Annotated in this window: 12 protein-coding genes and 5 pseudogenes; 5 read left to right on the forward strand and 12 right to left on the reverse strand. The window is 42.7% G+C overall.

Annotation, left to right across the window (positions count from 1 at the left end; genetic code table 11):
• Nucleotides 1-170 precede the first annotated feature (170 nt).
• The gene (gene pdxY / locus AC3CHU_RS23235; protein ID WP_488525788.1) at nucleotides 171-1,028 is read left to right on the forward strand and encodes a pyridoxal kinase; all 858 of its coding nucleotides are present in this window, start codon (nucleotides 171-173) and stop codon (nucleotides 1,026-1,028) included.
• Nucleotides 1,029-1,189: 161 nt separating this feature from the next.
• Here pdxY (AC3CHU_RS23235) and AC3CHU_RS23240 read toward each other — a convergent pair whose 3' ends face one another.
• Nucleotides 1,190-2,101, reverse strand: a complete 912-nt coding sequence (locus AC3CHU_RS23240; protein WP_488526329.1) for a LysR family transcriptional regulator — start codon at nucleotides 2,099-2,101, stop codon at nucleotides 1,190-1,192.
• 226 nt (nucleotides 2,102-2,327) lie between these two features.
• Here AC3CHU_RS23240 and AC3CHU_RS23245 point away from each other — a divergent pair, with 226 nt between their 5' ends.
• The 3 genes from AC3CHU_RS23245 (at nucleotide 2,328) to AC3CHU_RS23255 (ending at nucleotide 5,043) form a co-directional block, all read left to right on the forward strand.
• On the forward strand, nucleotides 2,328-3,071 hold the full coding sequence (locus AC3CHU_RS23245; protein ID WP_488525789.1) for a hypothetical protein: 744 nt from the start codon (nucleotides 2,328-2,330) through the stop codon (nucleotides 3,069-3,071).
• Between the two features lie 139 nt (nucleotides 3,072-3,210).
• Nucleotides 3,211-4,473 carry a carbohydrate porin gene (locus AC3CHU_RS23250; RefSeq protein WP_488525790.1) on the forward strand — a complete coding sequence of 421 codons (1,263 nt, stop codon included), beginning with the start codon at nucleotides 3,211-3,213 and terminating at the stop codon, nucleotides 4,471-4,473.
• A 78-nt stretch (nucleotides 4,474-4,551) separates the two neighbouring features.
• Nucleotides 4,552-5,043 (forward strand): DUF3299 domain-containing protein, encoded by a 492-nt coding sequence (locus AC3CHU_RS23255; RefSeq protein WP_488525791.1) that lies wholly within the window; start codon nucleotides 4,552-4,554, stop codon nucleotides 5,041-5,043.
• Between the two features lie 75 nt (nucleotides 5,044-5,118).
• Here AC3CHU_RS23255 and AC3CHU_RS23260 read toward each other — a convergent pair.
• The 6 genes and pseudogenes from AC3CHU_RS23260 to AC3CHU_RS23285 form a co-directional block, all read right to left on the reverse strand.
• A pseudogene (locus tag AC3CHU_RS23260) lies at nucleotides 5,119-5,259 on the reverse strand (IS3 family transposase); the annotation flags it as partial.
• Nucleotides 5,260-5,274: 15 nt separating this feature from the next.
• Nucleotides 5,275-6,193: pseudogene (locus AC3CHU_RS23265) on the reverse strand (IS5 family transposase).
• Between the two features lie 80 nt (nucleotides 6,194-6,273).
• Nucleotides 6,274-6,486: pseudogene (locus AC3CHU_RS23270) on the reverse strand (transposase); the annotation flags it as partial.
• Between the two features lie 308 nt (nucleotides 6,487-6,794).
• The gene (locus AC3CHU_RS23275) at nucleotides 6,795-7,160 is read right to left on the reverse strand and encodes a hypothetical protein (RefSeq protein WP_488525792.1); all 366 of its coding nucleotides are present in this window, start codon (nucleotides 7,158-7,160) and stop codon (nucleotides 6,795-6,797) included.
• Nucleotides 7,161-7,187: 27 nt separating this feature from the next.
• Nucleotides 7,188-8,546 carry a M20 metallopeptidase family protein gene (locus AC3CHU_RS23280; protein WP_488525793.1) on the reverse strand — a complete coding sequence of 453 codons (1,359 nt, stop codon included), beginning with the start codon at nucleotides 8,544-8,546 and terminating at the stop codon, nucleotides 7,188-7,190.
• Between the two features lie 614 nt (nucleotides 8,547-9,160).
• Nucleotides 9,161-9,304: pseudogene (locus tag AC3CHU_RS23285) on the reverse strand (IS5/IS1182 family transposase); the annotation flags it as partial.
• On the opposite strand from AC3CHU_RS23285, the pseudogene AC3CHU_RS23290 reads away from it, so the two are divergent.
• Nucleotides 9,295-9,441 (forward strand): annotated as a pseudogene (locus AC3CHU_RS23290) (IS5/IS1182 family transposase); the annotation flags it as partial. The pseudogenes AC3CHU_RS23285 and AC3CHU_RS23290 overlap by 10 nt on opposite strands.
• 166 nt (nucleotides 9,442-9,607) lie before the next feature.
• Here AC3CHU_RS23290 and AC3CHU_RS23295 read toward each other — a convergent pair.
• The 5 genes from AC3CHU_RS23295 to aspT all read right to left on the reverse strand — a co-directional run bounded on the left by AC3CHU_RS23295 (nucleotide 9,608) and on the right by aspT (nucleotide 16,549).
• On the reverse strand, nucleotides 9,608-9,979 hold the full coding sequence (locus AC3CHU_RS23295) for a hypothetical protein (RefSeq protein WP_488525794.1): 372 nt from the start codon (nucleotides 9,977-9,979) through the stop codon (nucleotides 9,608-9,610).
• 9 nt (nucleotides 9,980-9,988) lie between these two features.
• Nucleotides 9,989-11,653, reverse strand: coding sequence for an amidohydrolase family protein (locus tag AC3CHU_RS23300; protein ID WP_488525795.1), 1,665 nt, complete (start codon nucleotides 11,651-11,653; stop codon nucleotides 9,989-9,991).
• Between the two features lie 354 nt (nucleotides 11,654-12,007).
• Nucleotides 12,008-12,865, reverse strand: coding sequence for a pyridoxal kinase PdxY (gene pdxY / locus AC3CHU_RS23305; RefSeq protein WP_488525796.1), 858 nt, complete (start codon nucleotides 12,863-12,865; stop codon nucleotides 12,008-12,010).
• 206 nt (nucleotides 12,866-13,071) lie between these two features.
• Nucleotides 13,072-14,670 (reverse strand): bifunctional aspartate transaminase/aspartate 4-decarboxylase, encoded by a 1,599-nt coding sequence (locus tag AC3CHU_RS23310; protein WP_488519143.1) that lies wholly within the window; start codon nucleotides 14,668-14,670, stop codon nucleotides 13,072-13,074.
• 163 nt (nucleotides 14,671-14,833) lie between these two features.
• Nucleotides 14,834-16,549 carry an aspartate-alanine antiporter gene (gene aspT, locus AC3CHU_RS23315; RefSeq protein WP_488519144.1) on the reverse strand — a complete coding sequence of 572 codons (1,716 nt, stop codon included), beginning with the start codon at nucleotides 16,547-16,549 and terminating at the stop codon, nucleotides 14,834-14,836.
• Nucleotides 16,550-16,577: the final 28 nt, after the last annotated feature.

Genomic DNA, 16,577 nt, shown 5'->3' on the forward strand with positions numbered 1-16,577 from the left:
CAAGTGGCTTTTTTGTCTATTTACCGTTCAATTCTTATATACAAGTAGAAATATTTTAACAAATGATACGATCCTACAAATGGTATTTAAGAATTATTAAATTCCTGAATATTGTAGTGTTTATATTCATTAACACTATTTGGTATCAGCCTAAGTTTTGAGAACAGATTATGAAAAGTATTATATCGATTCAGTCTCACTTTGTGAGTGGGCATGTAGCCAATAGTTCAGCTGTCTTTCCTATGCAAAAAATGGGAATGGAGGTTTGGCCTATTCATTCCGCACAAATCGCAACCACCAAAGAGTACATGAATAGCATATTACATAAAAGTTGTGGCGCGAAAGAAATTCACTCACGTATTCAAGAACTTAACAGCGCAGGAAAGTTAGCCGATTGTGGTGCAGTTCTGGCGGGATATCAAGGGAACGAACGTCAATATCAAGCAATTGGTGACGCAGTGAAGCTCGTAAAAGAATGTAATCCGGAAGCTCTATTCATATACGAGCCAGAATTTTTATTAAGTCAATACTCGCTTGGAGTATCAAGTAATGTTCTCGATATTATTAAACAGCAACTGATTCCAATGTCCGATGCGGTAGTACTGAACGAACGTGAACTGAGTGAGTTGACAAAGCTAAATGTTGAATCTGTTGGAGAAGCCGTCACTGCGTGTGAAAAGGTACTCAAAACAGGGGCAAAAACGGTCATAGTAAAGAGTATTGACGGTTTAGAAGCCGACACCTATACCCTACTTTTAGCAACACGTTATGCCTCATTTTTTGCGAGTTTACCTAAGATCAATTTTGATGAAAAAGTGTCTGGCATTGGAAACTTATTTTCTGCTCTTTTTACTGCAGGATTAGTCCGAAACACATTGCCATTAGAGTCTTTTCGCCATGCCCTCAATGCTGCATACGGTGTACTAGAAGTCACAAATGAACAAGGTAAGAGTGAGCTTCAAATTATTGATGCGCAATATGAGTTTGTTGAGCCTACCCATGAGTTTGAGGTATTCAAAGTTGAATAGATAATTCACGTCCACGTTTTTTAAATGAGAAAGAGTGCCTCACTGTTTAGCAAATATAGACGAACTTTGTCGTCGTCGTGCATCAAGAGTGTCGTACCTTACAGGCCTCAAACGCTATTTATTTGAATGAGTTTAGTCCTGCACAAACGTGACTTTTACGTTCAACTATCTAGCTCTTCTAGCACGTAATCAATATACTCTTGCAATGCACTGAGAATCGATTCTCTGATTTTTTCCAGTTGGCTTGAATGTGGACTCCAAAGTGAGATTGGGACCTCTAAACTTTTTTTCCACTCGGTAACTTCTAACTGAATTAAATTTTGGTTAACGTATTCTGATTTTATAACTGATCTAGGAAGTAAGGCCCAACCGTGACCAAGCTCTACCAGTCGTATAACGACAGAATGTTGGTCTATTGCTTCATAGTTTGGTGAAAGTATGACTTTATCGGACATCCCCTCTTCAATCAGAGATTGCAATACCAATTGCTTCGTGCTTTTTAGCTTAACAAGCATCTCCTCAGGAGGGGTGCGTGAAAGCTCACTGTTTCTTGCCCCAAACGGAATAAGGGATAGTGTTTCTAAATATGTTGAGTGAAAGCTATTAATCGCTGTACTGTCATAAACGTTCACTATCCCAAAATGCAAATCACCCGATTCAATTCCTTGTTTGATTTTATCTTTCCCACAGACAAATAAATTAACTCTGAGATTCGGACAATTTTTAGCTAACTGCATTCTAATATCAGCAATAGCAATTTGTGGGACGAAGCTACAATACCCTATGTTAATTGATTCTAAATCGCCAGAAGAGAGACTCATCGCAAGCTTATCGAACGTTTTTAATTGCTCTACTGCTTGCTTTGCATATCGATACAACGATGTAGCTTCTTCAGTTGGCTCCACCGAACGGCCGACTTTAACAAACAAATTCACTTGCAAAGTATCTTCTAGATTAGTCACGACCTGACCTATCGTACTGCGATGTTTGTTCAGTTTGACTGCGGCTTTGCTTAAAGACTTTTGTTCGTATACAGCGACAAAAGTGGCCAGCTGTTCAAGACTAAAATTCATCATATCTCCATTCATTTTTCTAATACGCTACCACAGCTGCATTAAGTAATTTTTTTGTAATCAAGAAAAAATGTACAACAGCACATTGATCATATTGCTTATTCACTTCTCAATACTATATACGAGATTTTTTTTGTCCAGTTTAACCCTACAAACGTGAGTTAGGGGTCAGAGTAATTCTTTGTACCATTATCGCATCAACTGATTACCCACTTTGGAAACTAAAATGACACTGAATAAAAAATTTGCACTAACGGCTCTTGCCGCACTCATTCTTTCTAGCACTTTAGTGATGGCTGAAGAAGATCACGACCCTTCAGATATTGCAAGAGCGACGACCTCTTTCACTGTCGGCGCAACCAATAACGGCGATGTAAAGGGAGCGCTAACGTATGCATTTTCCGTTAACGACACTCAACAAGGCATGGTCGCTCTAGAAGGCAACATGGATAAAGAAGGAAAGTATTCAGATGCTCGCGCTCAATACTTCCATGTATTCAACTTTGATGACCCGACAGTACCAAAAGTCGCAGCATCTCTCGACCTTATCGATAACGCTTCAATGACGACTGCTGCGCTAGGTGCTGTTGTAGCGATTACACCCGTCGAACAGTTTTCTATGTATCTAAGAGGTGGTGTTTTAGGCGGAGAATACAGTGATGCAATGACGCGTCAATTCGGTGTGAGTGACAACGCAACCGTGGGTGGTATGGCTGCGGGTTACTTTACAGTTAAGACGGGTAGCGATGGCACCTACGTAATGGTAAGCCCTGAATACACTTATACTGGGGGCGATATCGAAACCAGCACTCTAAAAACCTCTTTACGCATTGGTACACCAATGAACACTGCAAAAACTCATTGGGGAGAATTCCGTATTGAGAATACTTACGGAACAATGGAGTCAGAATCAATGACACTCGACGTTGATGACACCGTTGCGTGGTTTATGTACAAGTCTTTCTTCTAAGCAAGCAACATAGATAATTGGTTATGGTTCTGTTGTCCATAACCCGTCTCCATTTTGAGCTATACTCAAATTTTATATCCGCATTGAAAGTGAAATGCGTCACGTTGATTTTAAGAAATAATCATTCATCGAGGTCACAATGAAACCCACTTTTAGCCTATCTGCAACCGCGACAATACTAATGTCAGTGATGGTAATCTCTACAACCGTATTTGCTGCAGATAACACCAATGAGTTTGAAGATCTTACAGTGATGAGAGATACACCTGTTGAACAATCTCACTTTGACTCTTGGAACGCAACCAAAGCTCATTGGCAGGAAGAGTACGGACTCCAATTGGGCGTTGATTACAATATGCTTGGATTAACAGCAACGGATGCGCTAGGGGATTCTTCAGCAGCTTCAGGGGCGCTTAGAGTATATGGTCAATGGGATATGGTACATACCGATTCAGGGTCAACGGGCGGTATCGTGTTCAAGTTTGAACACCGACACAAATATACCGACTCATCGCCAAAAGATTATGGTTTAAAGGATTTAGGCTATCTTGGTTTCGCACACTCTTTATACGGTGATCAAGGTTTTAGAACGACACACCTATTTTGGCGTCAATCTATGCTTGATGAGCGAATGGTGGCCTATGCCGGATTTTTGGATATGACTGACTATACCGATTTTTATGCTCTAGCCAGTCCATGGAACGACTTCAATAACGGTGTTTTTACCACAGGTAACGGTACGATTGGTGGCCTTCCTGATGGTGCTCTAGGGGTGATGCTTGGTGGTTTTATGACTGACAATGTATACGCTTCAGCGAGTATTCTTGATGCGAAGGGGAACGCCTCTGATCTCAGCCAAGGTGTTAAAGACTTCTTTGACACTGGCGCGACATGGAAAAGTTTAGAGGTTGGTTATACACCATCGAAAGAGATGCTGTTCATCGATAACGCTCACATATCTTTTTGGCAGCGCGATGCGGTTGACAATGATAAAGAGGGGCACGGTGTCAGTGTTTCAGTCTCCGGCCTTGTAAACAATCAATGGCTTCCGTTTGTTCGAGCAGGTTGGGCGCAAGATGGTGGTGCCATGTATGACGCATCAGTTAGCGCTGGCTTTGGTTATATTCCAGCTAGTCGTTCAGAAGATATGATAGGGCTCGCATTTAACTGGGCAAGTCCAATGGCAAGCACATTTGGTGATATCGATTTCGACGATCAATACACCGCAGAGCTATATTATCGCGCTAAAGTCACGCCTTGGCTTCAGTTGTCACCTAGTGTTCAAGTTATGAACCACACCGCGATTAACGTCGACGCCATACAATCAGGTGATTTGGCAAACGCACTGATAAAAGATAAGACCGATGTCGTATTTGGATTGAAGGCTCAATTTCTATTCTAAAAAGAAGCGTCACTAGAAAAGCGGCCCCAAAGACTAGGGGGCCGCTATCATCTGAATGAGTTTAAAAGGCATATCTCTATGATTTCCAAATTTTTGTCACACATGTCCATTTTGATCGCTGCGATATTAAATGTTTCGCTTGCAAATGCTGGTCAAACACTTGAGTGGATCGATCTTATTCCTGAGCAGGAGCGCTCTGCATATCTATCGGGATACGATGCCCAAATCAACCACAATGGACCGCAGGCTAAACAGAGTGCCATTGGATCAGTTCGTCAGGATTTAGATGGTAACGAGGTCACCATTGCTGGATTCGTTATTCCCCTTGAAGGCACAGAGTCGAGTGTCACTGAGTTCTTGTTGGTTCCTTTCTTTGGAGCCTGCATACACGTGCCACCGCCGCCCGCTAATCAAATAATTTATGTTAAGTTTGAAGAAGGTGCTCCGGTGACTAAACTATGGGATGTCGTTTACGTAACAGGCGAACTGACGACCAAAACTCTCGACACCGACTTAGCAACAACTGGGTACTTATTAACAGCTGAAAGCCTCAGTGAGTATAAAGAATAAGCGGACAAATAAAGACAGGCGAAACAAATAACTTACGAAGTGGATTGATCTGCTCCAGTCAGACTGGACACCGCATTAAGCGACATATTGTTTTTCAAAGTTAACTGAGCTTACATACCCAAGAGCACTGTGCCTTCTTGTTCGATTATAATCAACTTCGATATATTCAAAAAGCGCTTGGCGCATATCTTCTCGCGTCATTATAGGTTCGTATTGGCTTTGTTGCGTAATTCAGTTTAGAGACAGAGCTGCCCGTTTTGCATGTTTTTTAGTCAATACGACAAGTTTCAGGCATACCTGCCTAGTGAGCTTATTCAACGCTTTTATCATCGCGTAAGTTTCACCCACTTGTGCATTGTAATTTCTTAAGCTTAACCGTCCTCCTAGCAACTGTTTAACTCGATACATCGCTGTTTCTGATAATGAACGTTTATGGTATCCATACCGCTTTTTCCAATACTTATTCGAGCCGTATAACTTCTGACAACCCACGGCGAGGGTGACCACGCTGCCCCCTCTCTTGGGGGAATTAAGCGCAATAGCTCCCTTAATCTTAATAGCAGCGTGACACGCTCTCGTGTCGTAAGCCCCATCACCAGGGACCTCAAAGATACTGCGGCGTGTTTGTTTCGGTAAGTTCGGGAGTACTTCCCCGTCCGTAACCGTCGATAAACTTAGCTCGGCTGCAATAATTTCATGAGTGCTTGTATCGACGGCAACATGCAGCTTTCGCCAGACTCTGCGCCTACCATCCGTCCCGTGTTTTTTGACTTTCCATTCACCTTCGCCATAAACCTTAAGGCCAGTTGCATCAATGGCTAGGTGCTGTATCACTCCTCTCGTTTTAGTCTTAAATGAGACCTCAACTTGCTTGGCTCTACGGCTGATGCAGGTGTAATGCGGACAACTTAACGGTAGAGTCGATAAATCCTTGCAGCGCTCTCAGCGACATAGAAAAAACTCGTTTCACCATTAGTGCTGTCGTGATAGCTAAATCACTGAACCGACGCGGCCTCCCGCTCTTATTCTGTTTGCTTTGCGCCCACCCGCTTATCGCCTCTTCATCAATCCAAAAAGTCAAAGAGCCACGGTTAATAAGTGATTGGTTGTATTGCTTCCAGTTGGTTGTTTTGTAACGTGGTTTAGGCATGAGGCTACGAGAGATAGTGGACGTAGCAGATTAGATCGTAGGTTCTGGATTTAGTTCCATTGAATTACGCAACAAAGCCGTTTGGCATTTTCAGTGGCGAGTTCTCTTTCTCTATCTCTATCTCTATCGCTGATTTTCGCGTCTTTTTTGACGGCTTTACGCCATCCATAGATTTGAGATTCATGTAACGATAGTTGTTGTGCGGCAGCAGCGACACCGACTTTGTCTGCTAACTTAAGCGCTTCGGCTTTGAATTCAGGAGCATGTTTGATTCGTGTTTTTTTAGTTGTCATGGTTCACCTCGTTAGTGATTGTACTCACTTAACTCAGTGTCCAAAACTTCTGGTGCGGATCAAATTCTTAGAATGACAGAGAAGTGGATTTGATGCGTGGCAAAAATCGTGTTTATCGGCTCATGAAATAAACCAACAATAACGCTGCTCGCGGGTAGGACGATAAAGTCCTCCCTTAAATAGCTCTAGTGGTAGTTGCATTTTTCATGGCAATTTGGTGCAAACAACCTATGAACAATGTGATTATCAAACTAAAAATTCCAGCGACATAAAGAACACTGGAACTTTCAGTTGAATATGGATAAACCTTATTGAACTACAAAACAGACATTAGTTTCATGCGCGTGAACGACACCTAGCTGAGTCACTTCTGCGCAATATGTGCCAGCTTCCCAGCCGCTGGTATCCATATTGGTTGAGTATGATTTTTCTTCCTTATCCAAAGCAATAAAAACTTCATTAATTGCAGCATCCGCACCCTTTGGTTTAACACTCAGGTGAATCTCTGGGATGTCACTGTGCGGAGCTAGTAATTTAAAATTGACGCCGTCTTTAACGCTTTCCATTTCAGTCGGTGAGCTGAAAAATATATGATCTCCGTGGGCCCACGTGGAGCTAGAGAAAGCGCAAATTGCTGCCAATAAACCGTTCATGATTAGTGATGATTTTTTCATAATGTAATACTCTAATGAAAGTTTAAATTAAAGCTTATTGCCATTTAGATGATATTCAGCAATCGAATCAATAAGCTCAAGTTGCAACGCCACTCCCGCTGGCAATGCTCTCTCATCAATATCAAACTCAGGCGTGTGTAAGCCTGCAGTAATTCCCTTTTCTTTATTCGCGATTCCCAGCGAATAATAAAATGCCGGCACTATCTGGGTGTATGCAGCGAAATCCTCTCCCCCCATACCAGGGCGCATGTAAACATCGACGTTTTCTTCTCCAAGCACGCGCTTACCAGCATCAACTGCCATATTAAAGATATTTTCGTTGTTAACGGTTCCTGGCGCCTCTACGACGAAATTCAATTCAATGGGCATGTCCATTGCGATTTCAGCACCATTTACAATCTCTTGCATACGCTTTTTGATCAACTCATGGTCCTCTTTCGTTGCAGCACGAGTCGTTCCCGATAACACTGCTTTGTCGGCAATTTGGTTAGCAACAGTTCCGGCTGTGAACGTAGACACAGATACCACACCAGCATCAGCTGCAGCAATATCACGAGACACAATAGATTGAAGCTGGCTGGTCACGTAAGCACCAGCAAGAACCGCATCTTTTCCTTCTTCAACGGCCATACCTGCATGGGCCGCTTTGCCTTCAACTTCAATCGTAAATCCAGTCGCAAAGGCGCTCCAATTCAACGGAGTCAGACCAACACGGCCCCACTCTCTCGTTGGATCAGAGTGCAAGCCAATAATGGTGTCTACGCCTTCTAGTACTCCTGCATCAATGAGCGCTTGTGCTCCTTGACCTATTTCCTCTGCAGGTTGAAAAATTAAACGCATATTGGTTTTAGGCTTCACGACATTGTTGGCATACATTTGGGCGATACCTAAAACGATTGCAGAGTGTGCGTCGTGGCCACAAGCATGTGCTTGGCCTTCAATTATAGAACGATAACTGCGGCCATCATCAACTTCTAAAATGGGTAAGCCGTCGAAATCACCTCGTACACCAATAGTGAATGATTCGTCTTCACCTTTGATGTCTACCATAACACCTAACGTATCACCGACCGCTTGTGGATTGAGCCCCATGTCTTGTAAAGTCTTCATTAAGTATGCATGAGATTGAGGGGTTTCGAAGCCAACCTCTGGTATACGATGTAAGGTGCGACGATATTTAGACAATTGGTCTTGCATTGCTAATATTTCGTCGGAAATTTTCATCTGTTCACCATTAGTTTCAACAATGGCTTCCGCGGGTACTGGTGCACCGATAAGGTGGCCTTTCCCTGTGATAATCATACGATCGGCAGCGAATACATTGGCAGATATCGTTAGTGAAAGTGCAGCAAGAATTGAAGTAGACAGTCTAGTGGGTTTATACATAATCATATTCCAAATAAAAGATTGAAAGTACAGATGAGAAACTCTTCTAGCTAAGTATTCTAGCCTATGTCTTTGCCATTGAGTCAACTAGGTGACTAAACTATAGATACTTTTTCTTACAAGGTTTCTCTCGTGACCTGTGTCTTATTAACAATAGTACGGTTGAACACAGAAATAAACCAACACATTACGTAGGATCTGATCAGACAAAATTATTCAAGTGGCGATTTACCATGGTAAACAATGGGGGTAGAAAGTGGCTGAGCAAGGTAATTGTCGCTCCATCAGTCTCAAATCTATGGGTGGCGTAAAAATGCGAAGAACAAGATCTAGCGGTTGAAGTCGCTAAGATCAAATGGCAGTTAGCTGAACAACCCGAAAGTTCAAAGTTGCTGATTCAGATCAACGCAGTGCTGTACCTCACAATTAGAACTCTTAGCGTTACTATCTCTGAAAATTAGAATAGATCAGAGCAGCAGTGACATTAGATATGTCTATAGGCTTTGTTCCGTAATTCGGACAAAAAACCTAGCGACCCGAAATTAAACAGCTCTTAAACAGTATACTGAGTTTCAGGCATACTAAGTCCAGTAAGCTTGTTCAGCGCCTTCTCATGGCGGAGTGAGCGGAACAGTTCGCTTAACTCGTATGGCATCATGACAGTTTCTAGTGTCATAAGGGCCATCTCCTGATACTTTAATGATTTTACGATGTGCCTGCTTAAGTAGGTTGGGGAGCACTTCGGCATCACAAATATCGTCACTTGGTCGAAAATGCCTTTGCGAGAATTAAGCATTGTCTAGCTATTTCAAGTAGATATAACAAGCTAGAAAGGAATTATGCCAGCATGTTATCACTGGCATTCATGTTAATGTGGTTGCCGATGTATTGTTGAACACGAAATGTACAGCAAAGATCAACACGCCCTAGACACTGTTCACTCTTTTCGCCCCAAACTGGTTAAATTTTAACAGCGACATCTATCCTTCCAGAGGAGGATTTTGTAGATTTGATAACAATTAGAATATAAATCAGTTCACATAATAGCAATGACGTAATCTCTAGTGAACTATTGATATATCACTATAACGTTGCAGTTTCATAACCTTTGTTCTCTCCCATAAACTACTTCCATTCATGACAATCTCTACCTCTCGATGGTCGTCGCAAAACGCCCAAGACGGCTTTCCTTTAAAGCTAGATTCTATTTCTGATACTTGTCCTTGCGTTAACTTAGACACATCCAAGCCAACGTCATAAGCGTATGTTGAAAGCTTGCTCTTTTTCACTGGCTGACTATTTATGTTGGGTTCAGCAAGCGGTTGATACGTATCTAGGACCGTAACTTGGTTCGCTAAATCATCAAGTGAAGAGGCGTGACTTACGCCTCCAAACGAGATTGCGCAAAGTAGTACAGTAGCGGCAATTCTCATCACATACTCCTACTTGTTTTTAAACGTCGGGTTACCATCTGCTCCAGATTGGGTTGCGGAGAACGTTGGAATCGTAATATTTTTCAACCAGCTCGCTTTATCAATACCCTTGAAACGTCCCTTATCTTCTGGTGTATAACGAATAGGTTGACCTGCCCATACTTTCTTGAACTCGCCATCATCGACCACTTTTTGACCATTAACAATCACATAAGAAATACCAGATGTTGGCTTACCTTGTTCACCCGCTTTATAGGTTGAGTTGTCTTGAACAGTTTCTGGATCAAAAATGGTGATATCAGCCACCATACCTTCTTGCATACGCCCACGTTTCTGCATGGACTCTAAGCCCTCATCACCTAAATGTTTCGCTGGCCAGTAAGTCATCTGCGCTAAGGTAAACATAAGTGGAACACCCTCTTCACGCGCCATTGCGAATACTCGACCGCGCGTACCCGCTGTACGTGGGTGACCTTTATATTCCGTGTAGTCCGCATCCCAAGAATCAACACCTAGCCCCGAATAAATAGAGTCAGCTGCGACTGTCATGTGAGGGATCTGCAAGAAATACTTCAACCACTCTTTACGTGGTGGACTGAAAATTACGACAAGGTGTCCTGGATCCTTTGCTGCCAATTCTAGATACGCTTCTTTGTCTAAGAATTTGTCAGACTCTGGGTCATATAAGATGTCCTCGTACTTATAACCAAATAGCCCCTCAACACTTTCTGGTATTAAGAATGACGAACCAATAGCAGTTGATGCAGCGTCGTAAGGGTAGTATTCTGACCACATGTTCATGCCTTGCTCACGAGCAGATTTAAGTTTCTCCTCAACTTCCCACCAACCAAATTCATTGTTGTGAAGCATTAATAGCCCTGCTTTGAGTGCTACAGCATTTGCAAAGACTTCATCAAACCCCAGTTGTCCTTCTGGGTTTACTGGATTGCCATGAAAACGAGTATGAGATGCGGTGAATCGCCCCCAATTTGCCGCCACCTTTTGCGATTCATACATTTCAAATGATGTAAGACCGTTTCGCATGTATGCGGTTGTCGATGCTAGATTAATAGCACCATCTTGAAAGCCCTGATCCAAAATAGTCAGAATTTGGTTCATTTGTTCTTCATCAGCCTTGGTATCAGACCATCCACTGACCCCATCTTTGGCAGCTTCTGTACGTAATTTACTCAAAATATCAGGCGCGTCATACGCTCGGTCAATTTTCACTTCAGGGTCCAGAATCTCAAGCCTGGCAGCTTCTTGACTGATTCCAGTGCCATAGTTCAAAGGCCAAGCATCTTTCTTATTTTCATACCATTCAGCTACGCGAGTTGCCCCTACTTCTAGGTCCATCCCCGTGGTCACACCATCAAGAGCTGCCAGTTTAATTGACAGACCGTCAAGAGAATGAAAGTGTGTATCAATAAACCCCGGAGCAACAACCTGACCTGATGCGTCAATAACCTTACTACCTTCTAATTGATCGGCAGAAATTGTAATAATTTGACCGTCTTTTATTCCGACATTAAGCACCGCATCCAGCATGGTTTCAGGATCCATGACCCGACCATTTTCAATCACTAAGTCGTAGTCTGCCGCCGACAACGCTCCGGCGTTTAACGTCAATGCTGCTAGCACTGACACAGTAATTAATTTCTTATTTACTTTCATTTTTTTGCCCTTATATTTTTGCTAGTTTCTTATTTATTTGAGCTACTACAGAACGATAAACACTAGACTAAATGCTCTCAAGACGTTTGGCTCTCGATCTGGCTTTTATTCTATGTGTACCAAACTATAGTACATAATCACTTATGTAGGATCAGATACAACGGCGTACATCGTTCCCATTTTGCACCAGAACATTTGATACAAGCGGTACACCTCAATCCATTAAAAAATGAATGGCGACAAAATGGCGGCAGAGACTGTAATCGACCGTTATTTAGCGGTTTTATTCGTAAGCTCGTTTGTAGGACGCTATCCATCGAATAGCCATCGCCACCACATTTAGAGTTAAACGCTCTAGGCTATTTTGACTACGTTGAAATCGTGGGTAGGCTCAACAAATTCATATTGAGCATTAATCGTTTGTAGTTCCCAAGTGCCATAGCTTTTAGTCAGTTCCAATACACCGTAAACAGCGTTGTTTACGTGACGGAATGCAGCCACCGGAGACATTTTTTTCATTAACCCTGCAGTAAATATGCCTGAGATAAGATCGCCAACACCGACCGGTTGTTTATCAAATTCGATATTCGGTCGTTGAGCTAAATAGCATGCCTTTTTCGTTGCGAGGATCATGCTGAACGCATCATCGGGTAATGAGTGCAGATGTTTCACGAGCACCATCTTTGGCCCAAGTTCCAATGCCTTCTTACAGGCTGTAACCGCATCATAAAGCGAGTGGATTTTGTTACCGGTCAATTCGCTCAACTCAAATTGGTTAGGCACGATGACATCAGCTATGGGCAGCAAATGTTGGGCAATAGCCGCTTTCACGCCGTCATCAACAATACAACCTTTATCTGGGTCACCCATTACAGGGTCACAAATGTAGAGTGCACTGTGATTTTTATCTTTGATGAGATTTACCGCTTCAGCAACCGCTTTGCATTGGTCTGCACTTCCCTGATAACCCGAGAGAACCGCGCCACAGTCTTTCAATGCACTGATGTTGTCTAAGCCTCTAATTAAGTTTCGAATATCGTCTGAGCCAAATGTTTGTCCTGTCCAACCTTGCTCATATTGAGTGTGATTAGAAAACTGAACAGTATGGATTGGCCACACATCGAGTCCCATCCTTTGGATTGGAAAAACCACAGAGCTGTTGCCTGCATGCCCATAAACCACGTGAGATTGAATAGAAATAATGCTTTTCATGCGTCGCTCTTTCAGTTTGAAATGGATTTAATTACTTAGATAAGACGACTAAATAAACACAACGGAACATCAAGATAGGAAGTTTTATCGATCTAACCACTGTGCTTATTTGGTCGGAATAGCCTCGACATCGCCGAGGCTTATTCTTAACGAGTTGGACGTCATCGGCTTAAAATCATGTATTCGATTCTAAGCCTGACTTGAACTTATGCGCCTTGAAACTCAGCGAAGTGTTCGTCTAACACCTTGCGAGTTGCACGACCAATCAGTTCGTACTCGTGGTGAGTCAGGTTAGCTAGCGATACACGAACAGAAGCGTGAACTACATCGAAACCTTTGCCTGGAAGCAAGATAACGCCAGTTTCGTGTGCAAGGCGGAACAGGAAGTCTTTGCCCTTCTCGTTCGCTTTGAACCATTCAACGAAAGCTGGGCCGTACAATTTGCCACCCAAAGTGTCGAGCTCAAGCAATGTGTAGTAGTCCACACGATCTTTGTTTTCTTCAATTTCGATACCCATGTTTTTGTACAGAGTTTTGTAACGCTCGCGAATGATGCGTTTGCACGCTTCTTTGTAGTTTTGCTCTGAGTCCATTAGGCAGTTCAATGAGAACAGCGCCATTTGAACTTGTTGTGGTAGTGAAAGACCCGCTGTGTGGTTTAGTGCAACACTTCGGCTATCTGCAACGATACGATCGATGAACTTAATACCACGTGGTTCTGGGTCAAGCGTTTTGTAACGATCATCCAGTTCCAGTTGACGTGATTCTGGTAGGCTGCGCATTGCATCATCGAACACGTTATTGTGCTGAATCGCAATCGAGCCAAGGCGCCAGCCTGTTGCACCGAAGTACTTTGAGAATGAGTAAACACAAAGTGTGTTGTATGGAAGTTTGGCAAACAGTGAAACGAAATCGTCTGCGAATGTGCCGTACACATCATCGGTGATAATGAACAGATCACTACGTTGTGTGTTAACGAAGTCTGATAGGTTATCAAGCGTCTCATCTGAGAACTTCACTGATGCAGGGTTTGCTGGGTTTACCACACATAGCAGTTTGATGTCTTTGTCTTCAAGCTTCTCGATTTCAGACATAGGTAGCTGCCATGTTGTCTCATCTAAACGAAGTTCTACAATCTCAAGTTCGTATTCTGAAAGCTCAGGGATTTCTAGGTAAGGTGTGAAGATTGGTGTGATTAACGCAACCTTATCGCCCTTCTTTAGTAGACCATTGTGAAACATTGTTTGGAATGTGTACGTCATTGATGCTGTTCCACCTTCCGTTGCAAACAAATCGAAATCCGTCGTCATTGGCATTGGACCGTACATCTCTTCTGCAATGTATTGTTTTACAACACTTTCGATATTCGTCAGCATGCGTGGTGGTACTGGGTAGTTACACGCTAAGTACGCATTCACTAGCTCATTTAAGAACACTTGCTTCTCGATACCTAAGCGATCTTTTGCGTAGCTCAGAGCTTTTTCAATGAATTGAACACCTGGGTTCTGTTGATTATTGTTTGCGTAAGAATCAAAACGCTCAACAATACCAACACCATCTGGAATGCCGCCAAAGCTACCATCTAAATATGAATACGTGCGCTCCGCCTCCATTACGGCAAATTCACCCAAGCGAATAAATGCTTTACGTGGCAGTGTTGCTAGGAAGTTTGGATTACCACGACCCGCATCTAATAAAGCACGGTCTGGCACTGTTTGTGCAACTTCAATTAATTTATCTTTCAATTCAAAAGGGCTTAAATCAGCGAATTTTGAAAAGTCGATAGTAGTGTTTTTTGTAGTCATAATATTTACCTAATAGTTTAATTTTAAACACTTTCAATTAGAATGAAGTGTTTTACTTAATTGTAATTATTCAGACCTAACCTATTTAGTTATTTGGTAGCTCTGTTAATAATTTGATGATTGTTTTAGCTGTTTTATATCTATAATTAGTTCGAGGTATTAATTACATACCCGCATTAACGGTAATAATGCCGACGATAATTGGTCCCCATAACGTCAGTAACACGTTAGCTACAGCGTAAGTCACAGTGAAAGAGAATACTGGCGTTGCGTTGCCTGTTTTTTCCATCAATGCTGCGAATGCTGGGTTTGCACTTCGACCACCAGTCACACAACCTAAAGCCTCTACTGGGTTCTTGATCTTCAATACAAAGTACGAGAAGAAGAATGAAATAATCTGTGGAATGATGGTGACCGCCATACCCAAGAACAGAAGCGACATACCGTGTTCTTTTATGGTATCAACCGCTTGAGGGCCTGCTTGTAGGCCAACAATCCCTACAAATGCCGCTAAACCAAAGTCGCGAATGAAGTTTGCTGCACCCGCTGGGAACTGAGCCACATGCGGGTTTCGGCTACGTAACCAGCCGACAAGCAAGCCAGAAATCAAACAACCTGCACCAGAGCCAATCGTTACAGGAATACCTGCAATCTTGAAGCTAATTAGGCCAATTAGAAGACCCAGCACCATACCGAAACCCAGTACGATGAAGTCAGTCATAGTCGCAGAACCCATGCGCTTACCGATGTGTTTTTCAACTCGGTTGATGTCTTGAGCGGTACCCGTTAATTGAATAACATCGTTTTTCTCGACAATCAGGTCATCAGTAATGTCCATTGAAGTACCTGCACGCATGTAGTCTGTCACATACACGCCGCGGAATGAGCGCTCGTTTGAGCTGTCTTTGATTTCTTTTAGCGAGTGACCTATTAGCTTGCGGTTATCAGCGATAAGTTGACGATTTTCTTCAATAACTTCATAGCTTTCCGGTAATGCTACTTCATTGCTTTGTGCCTTGCTCTGTAGCTCATGAACCGCATTTCTACGGCCGGTAACCACAACCAGGTCGCCTGCTTTAAGCGCAGTGAACTTGTCTGCACTTAGCTCTTTTCCGTCGCGCTCAATAAGTTCGATACACGCAGCAAGTGATGATTGATTCAGTTGTGCTAGCGTTTTCCCAACCAATTTATCGTCGTGAGTTACTTTAAAAGCACGTGTCACTAGAGCGGTGACTGCATTAAATTCGCCGTCTGCTAAATCGCGTTTGCCGTTAGAGTTTTTCTCTTCTAGAGCAATAGCTTCAGATCGGATATCCCACTTCATGAGCGTTGGGAATACCCAAGTCACCATCAAGATTGGTCCTAAAGAACCAAAGATGTATGTTACAGCGTAACCAACTGCTACGTTTGTCTGCATCATGTGCTTGGCTTCTTCAGATACGCCGCCTAAACGTGCAATCGCATCGCCTGCAGTACCAATGATCGCAGATTGAGTTAAGCCACCAGCCGCTAAACCTGCAGCTGTACCTCTATCTAGGTCAAATAACCATGCAGCAGCAAGCACACACAATAAGCCTGAAACCGTCATAACAACCGCAGAGAGCAGAATGTTAATGGTTCTGAAGTTAAGGGCTTTAAAGAATTGAGCACCGCCTTGATAACCCACAGCATAAATAAAGAGCGCAAAGAAAATACTTTTTACGCCGGGATCAATCTGAACACCAAATTGCCCAATAATTACGCCCATTAATAATGTTCCGGCTACCCCGCCTAAAACAAATCGGCCGATAGTAATTTTACCAACCATATAACCTAATGAGAGTGTAATAAATAGTGCGACAAATGGTGCCATGTCAAACAGATTAGAAATAATGTCCATGACAAATTTACTCTTGTTACAAAATATA

Source organism: Vibrio sp. QJM3NY_39, from assembly GCF_057785895.1.

Coding starts and splice junctions, on each gene's coding strand:
- AC3CHU_RS23295 (WP_488525794.1), bottom strand. CDS start 9,979: ATGAGAATTGCCGCTACTGTACTACTTTGCGCAATCTCGTTTGGAGGC.
- AC3CHU_RS23300 (WP_488525795.1), bottom strand. CDS start 11,653: ATGAAAGTAAATAAGAAATTAATTACTGTGTCAGTGCTAGCAGCATTG.
- AC3CHU_RS23255 (WP_488525791.1), top strand. CDS start 4,552: ATGATTTCCAAATTTTTGTCACACATGTCCATTTTGATCGCTGCGATA.
- AC3CHU_RS23310 (WP_488519143.1), bottom strand. CDS start 14,670: ATGACTACAAAAAACACTACTATCGACTTTTCAAAATTCGCTGATTTA.
- AC3CHU_RS23245 (WP_488525789.1), top strand. CDS start 2,328: ATGACACTGAATAAAAAATTTGCACTAACGGCTCTTGCCGCACTCATT.
- AC3CHU_RS23240 (WP_488526329.1), bottom strand. CDS start 2,101: ATGAATTTTAGTCTTGAACAGCTGGCCACTTTTGTCGCTGTATACGAA.
- aspT (WP_488519144.1), bottom strand. CDS start 16,549: ATGGACATTATTTCTAATCTGTTTGACATGGCACCATTTGTCGCACTA.
- AC3CHU_RS23280 (WP_488525793.1), bottom strand. CDS start 8,546: ATGTATAAACCCACTAGACTGTCTACTTCAATTCTTGCTGCACTTTCA.
- AC3CHU_RS23275 (WP_488525792.1), bottom strand. CDS start 7,160: ATGAAAAAATCATCACTAATCATGAACGGTTTATTGGCAGCAATTTGC.
- AC3CHU_RS23250 (WP_488525790.1), top strand. CDS start 3,211: ATGAAACCCACTTTTAGCCTATCTGCAACCGCGACAATACTAATGTCA.
- pdxY (WP_488525788.1), top strand. CDS start 171: ATGAAAAGTATTATATCGATTCAGTCTCACTTTGTGAGTGGGCATGTA.
- pdxY (WP_488525796.1), bottom strand. CDS start 12,865: ATGAAAAGCATTATTTCTATTCAATCTCACGTGGTTTATGGGCATGCA.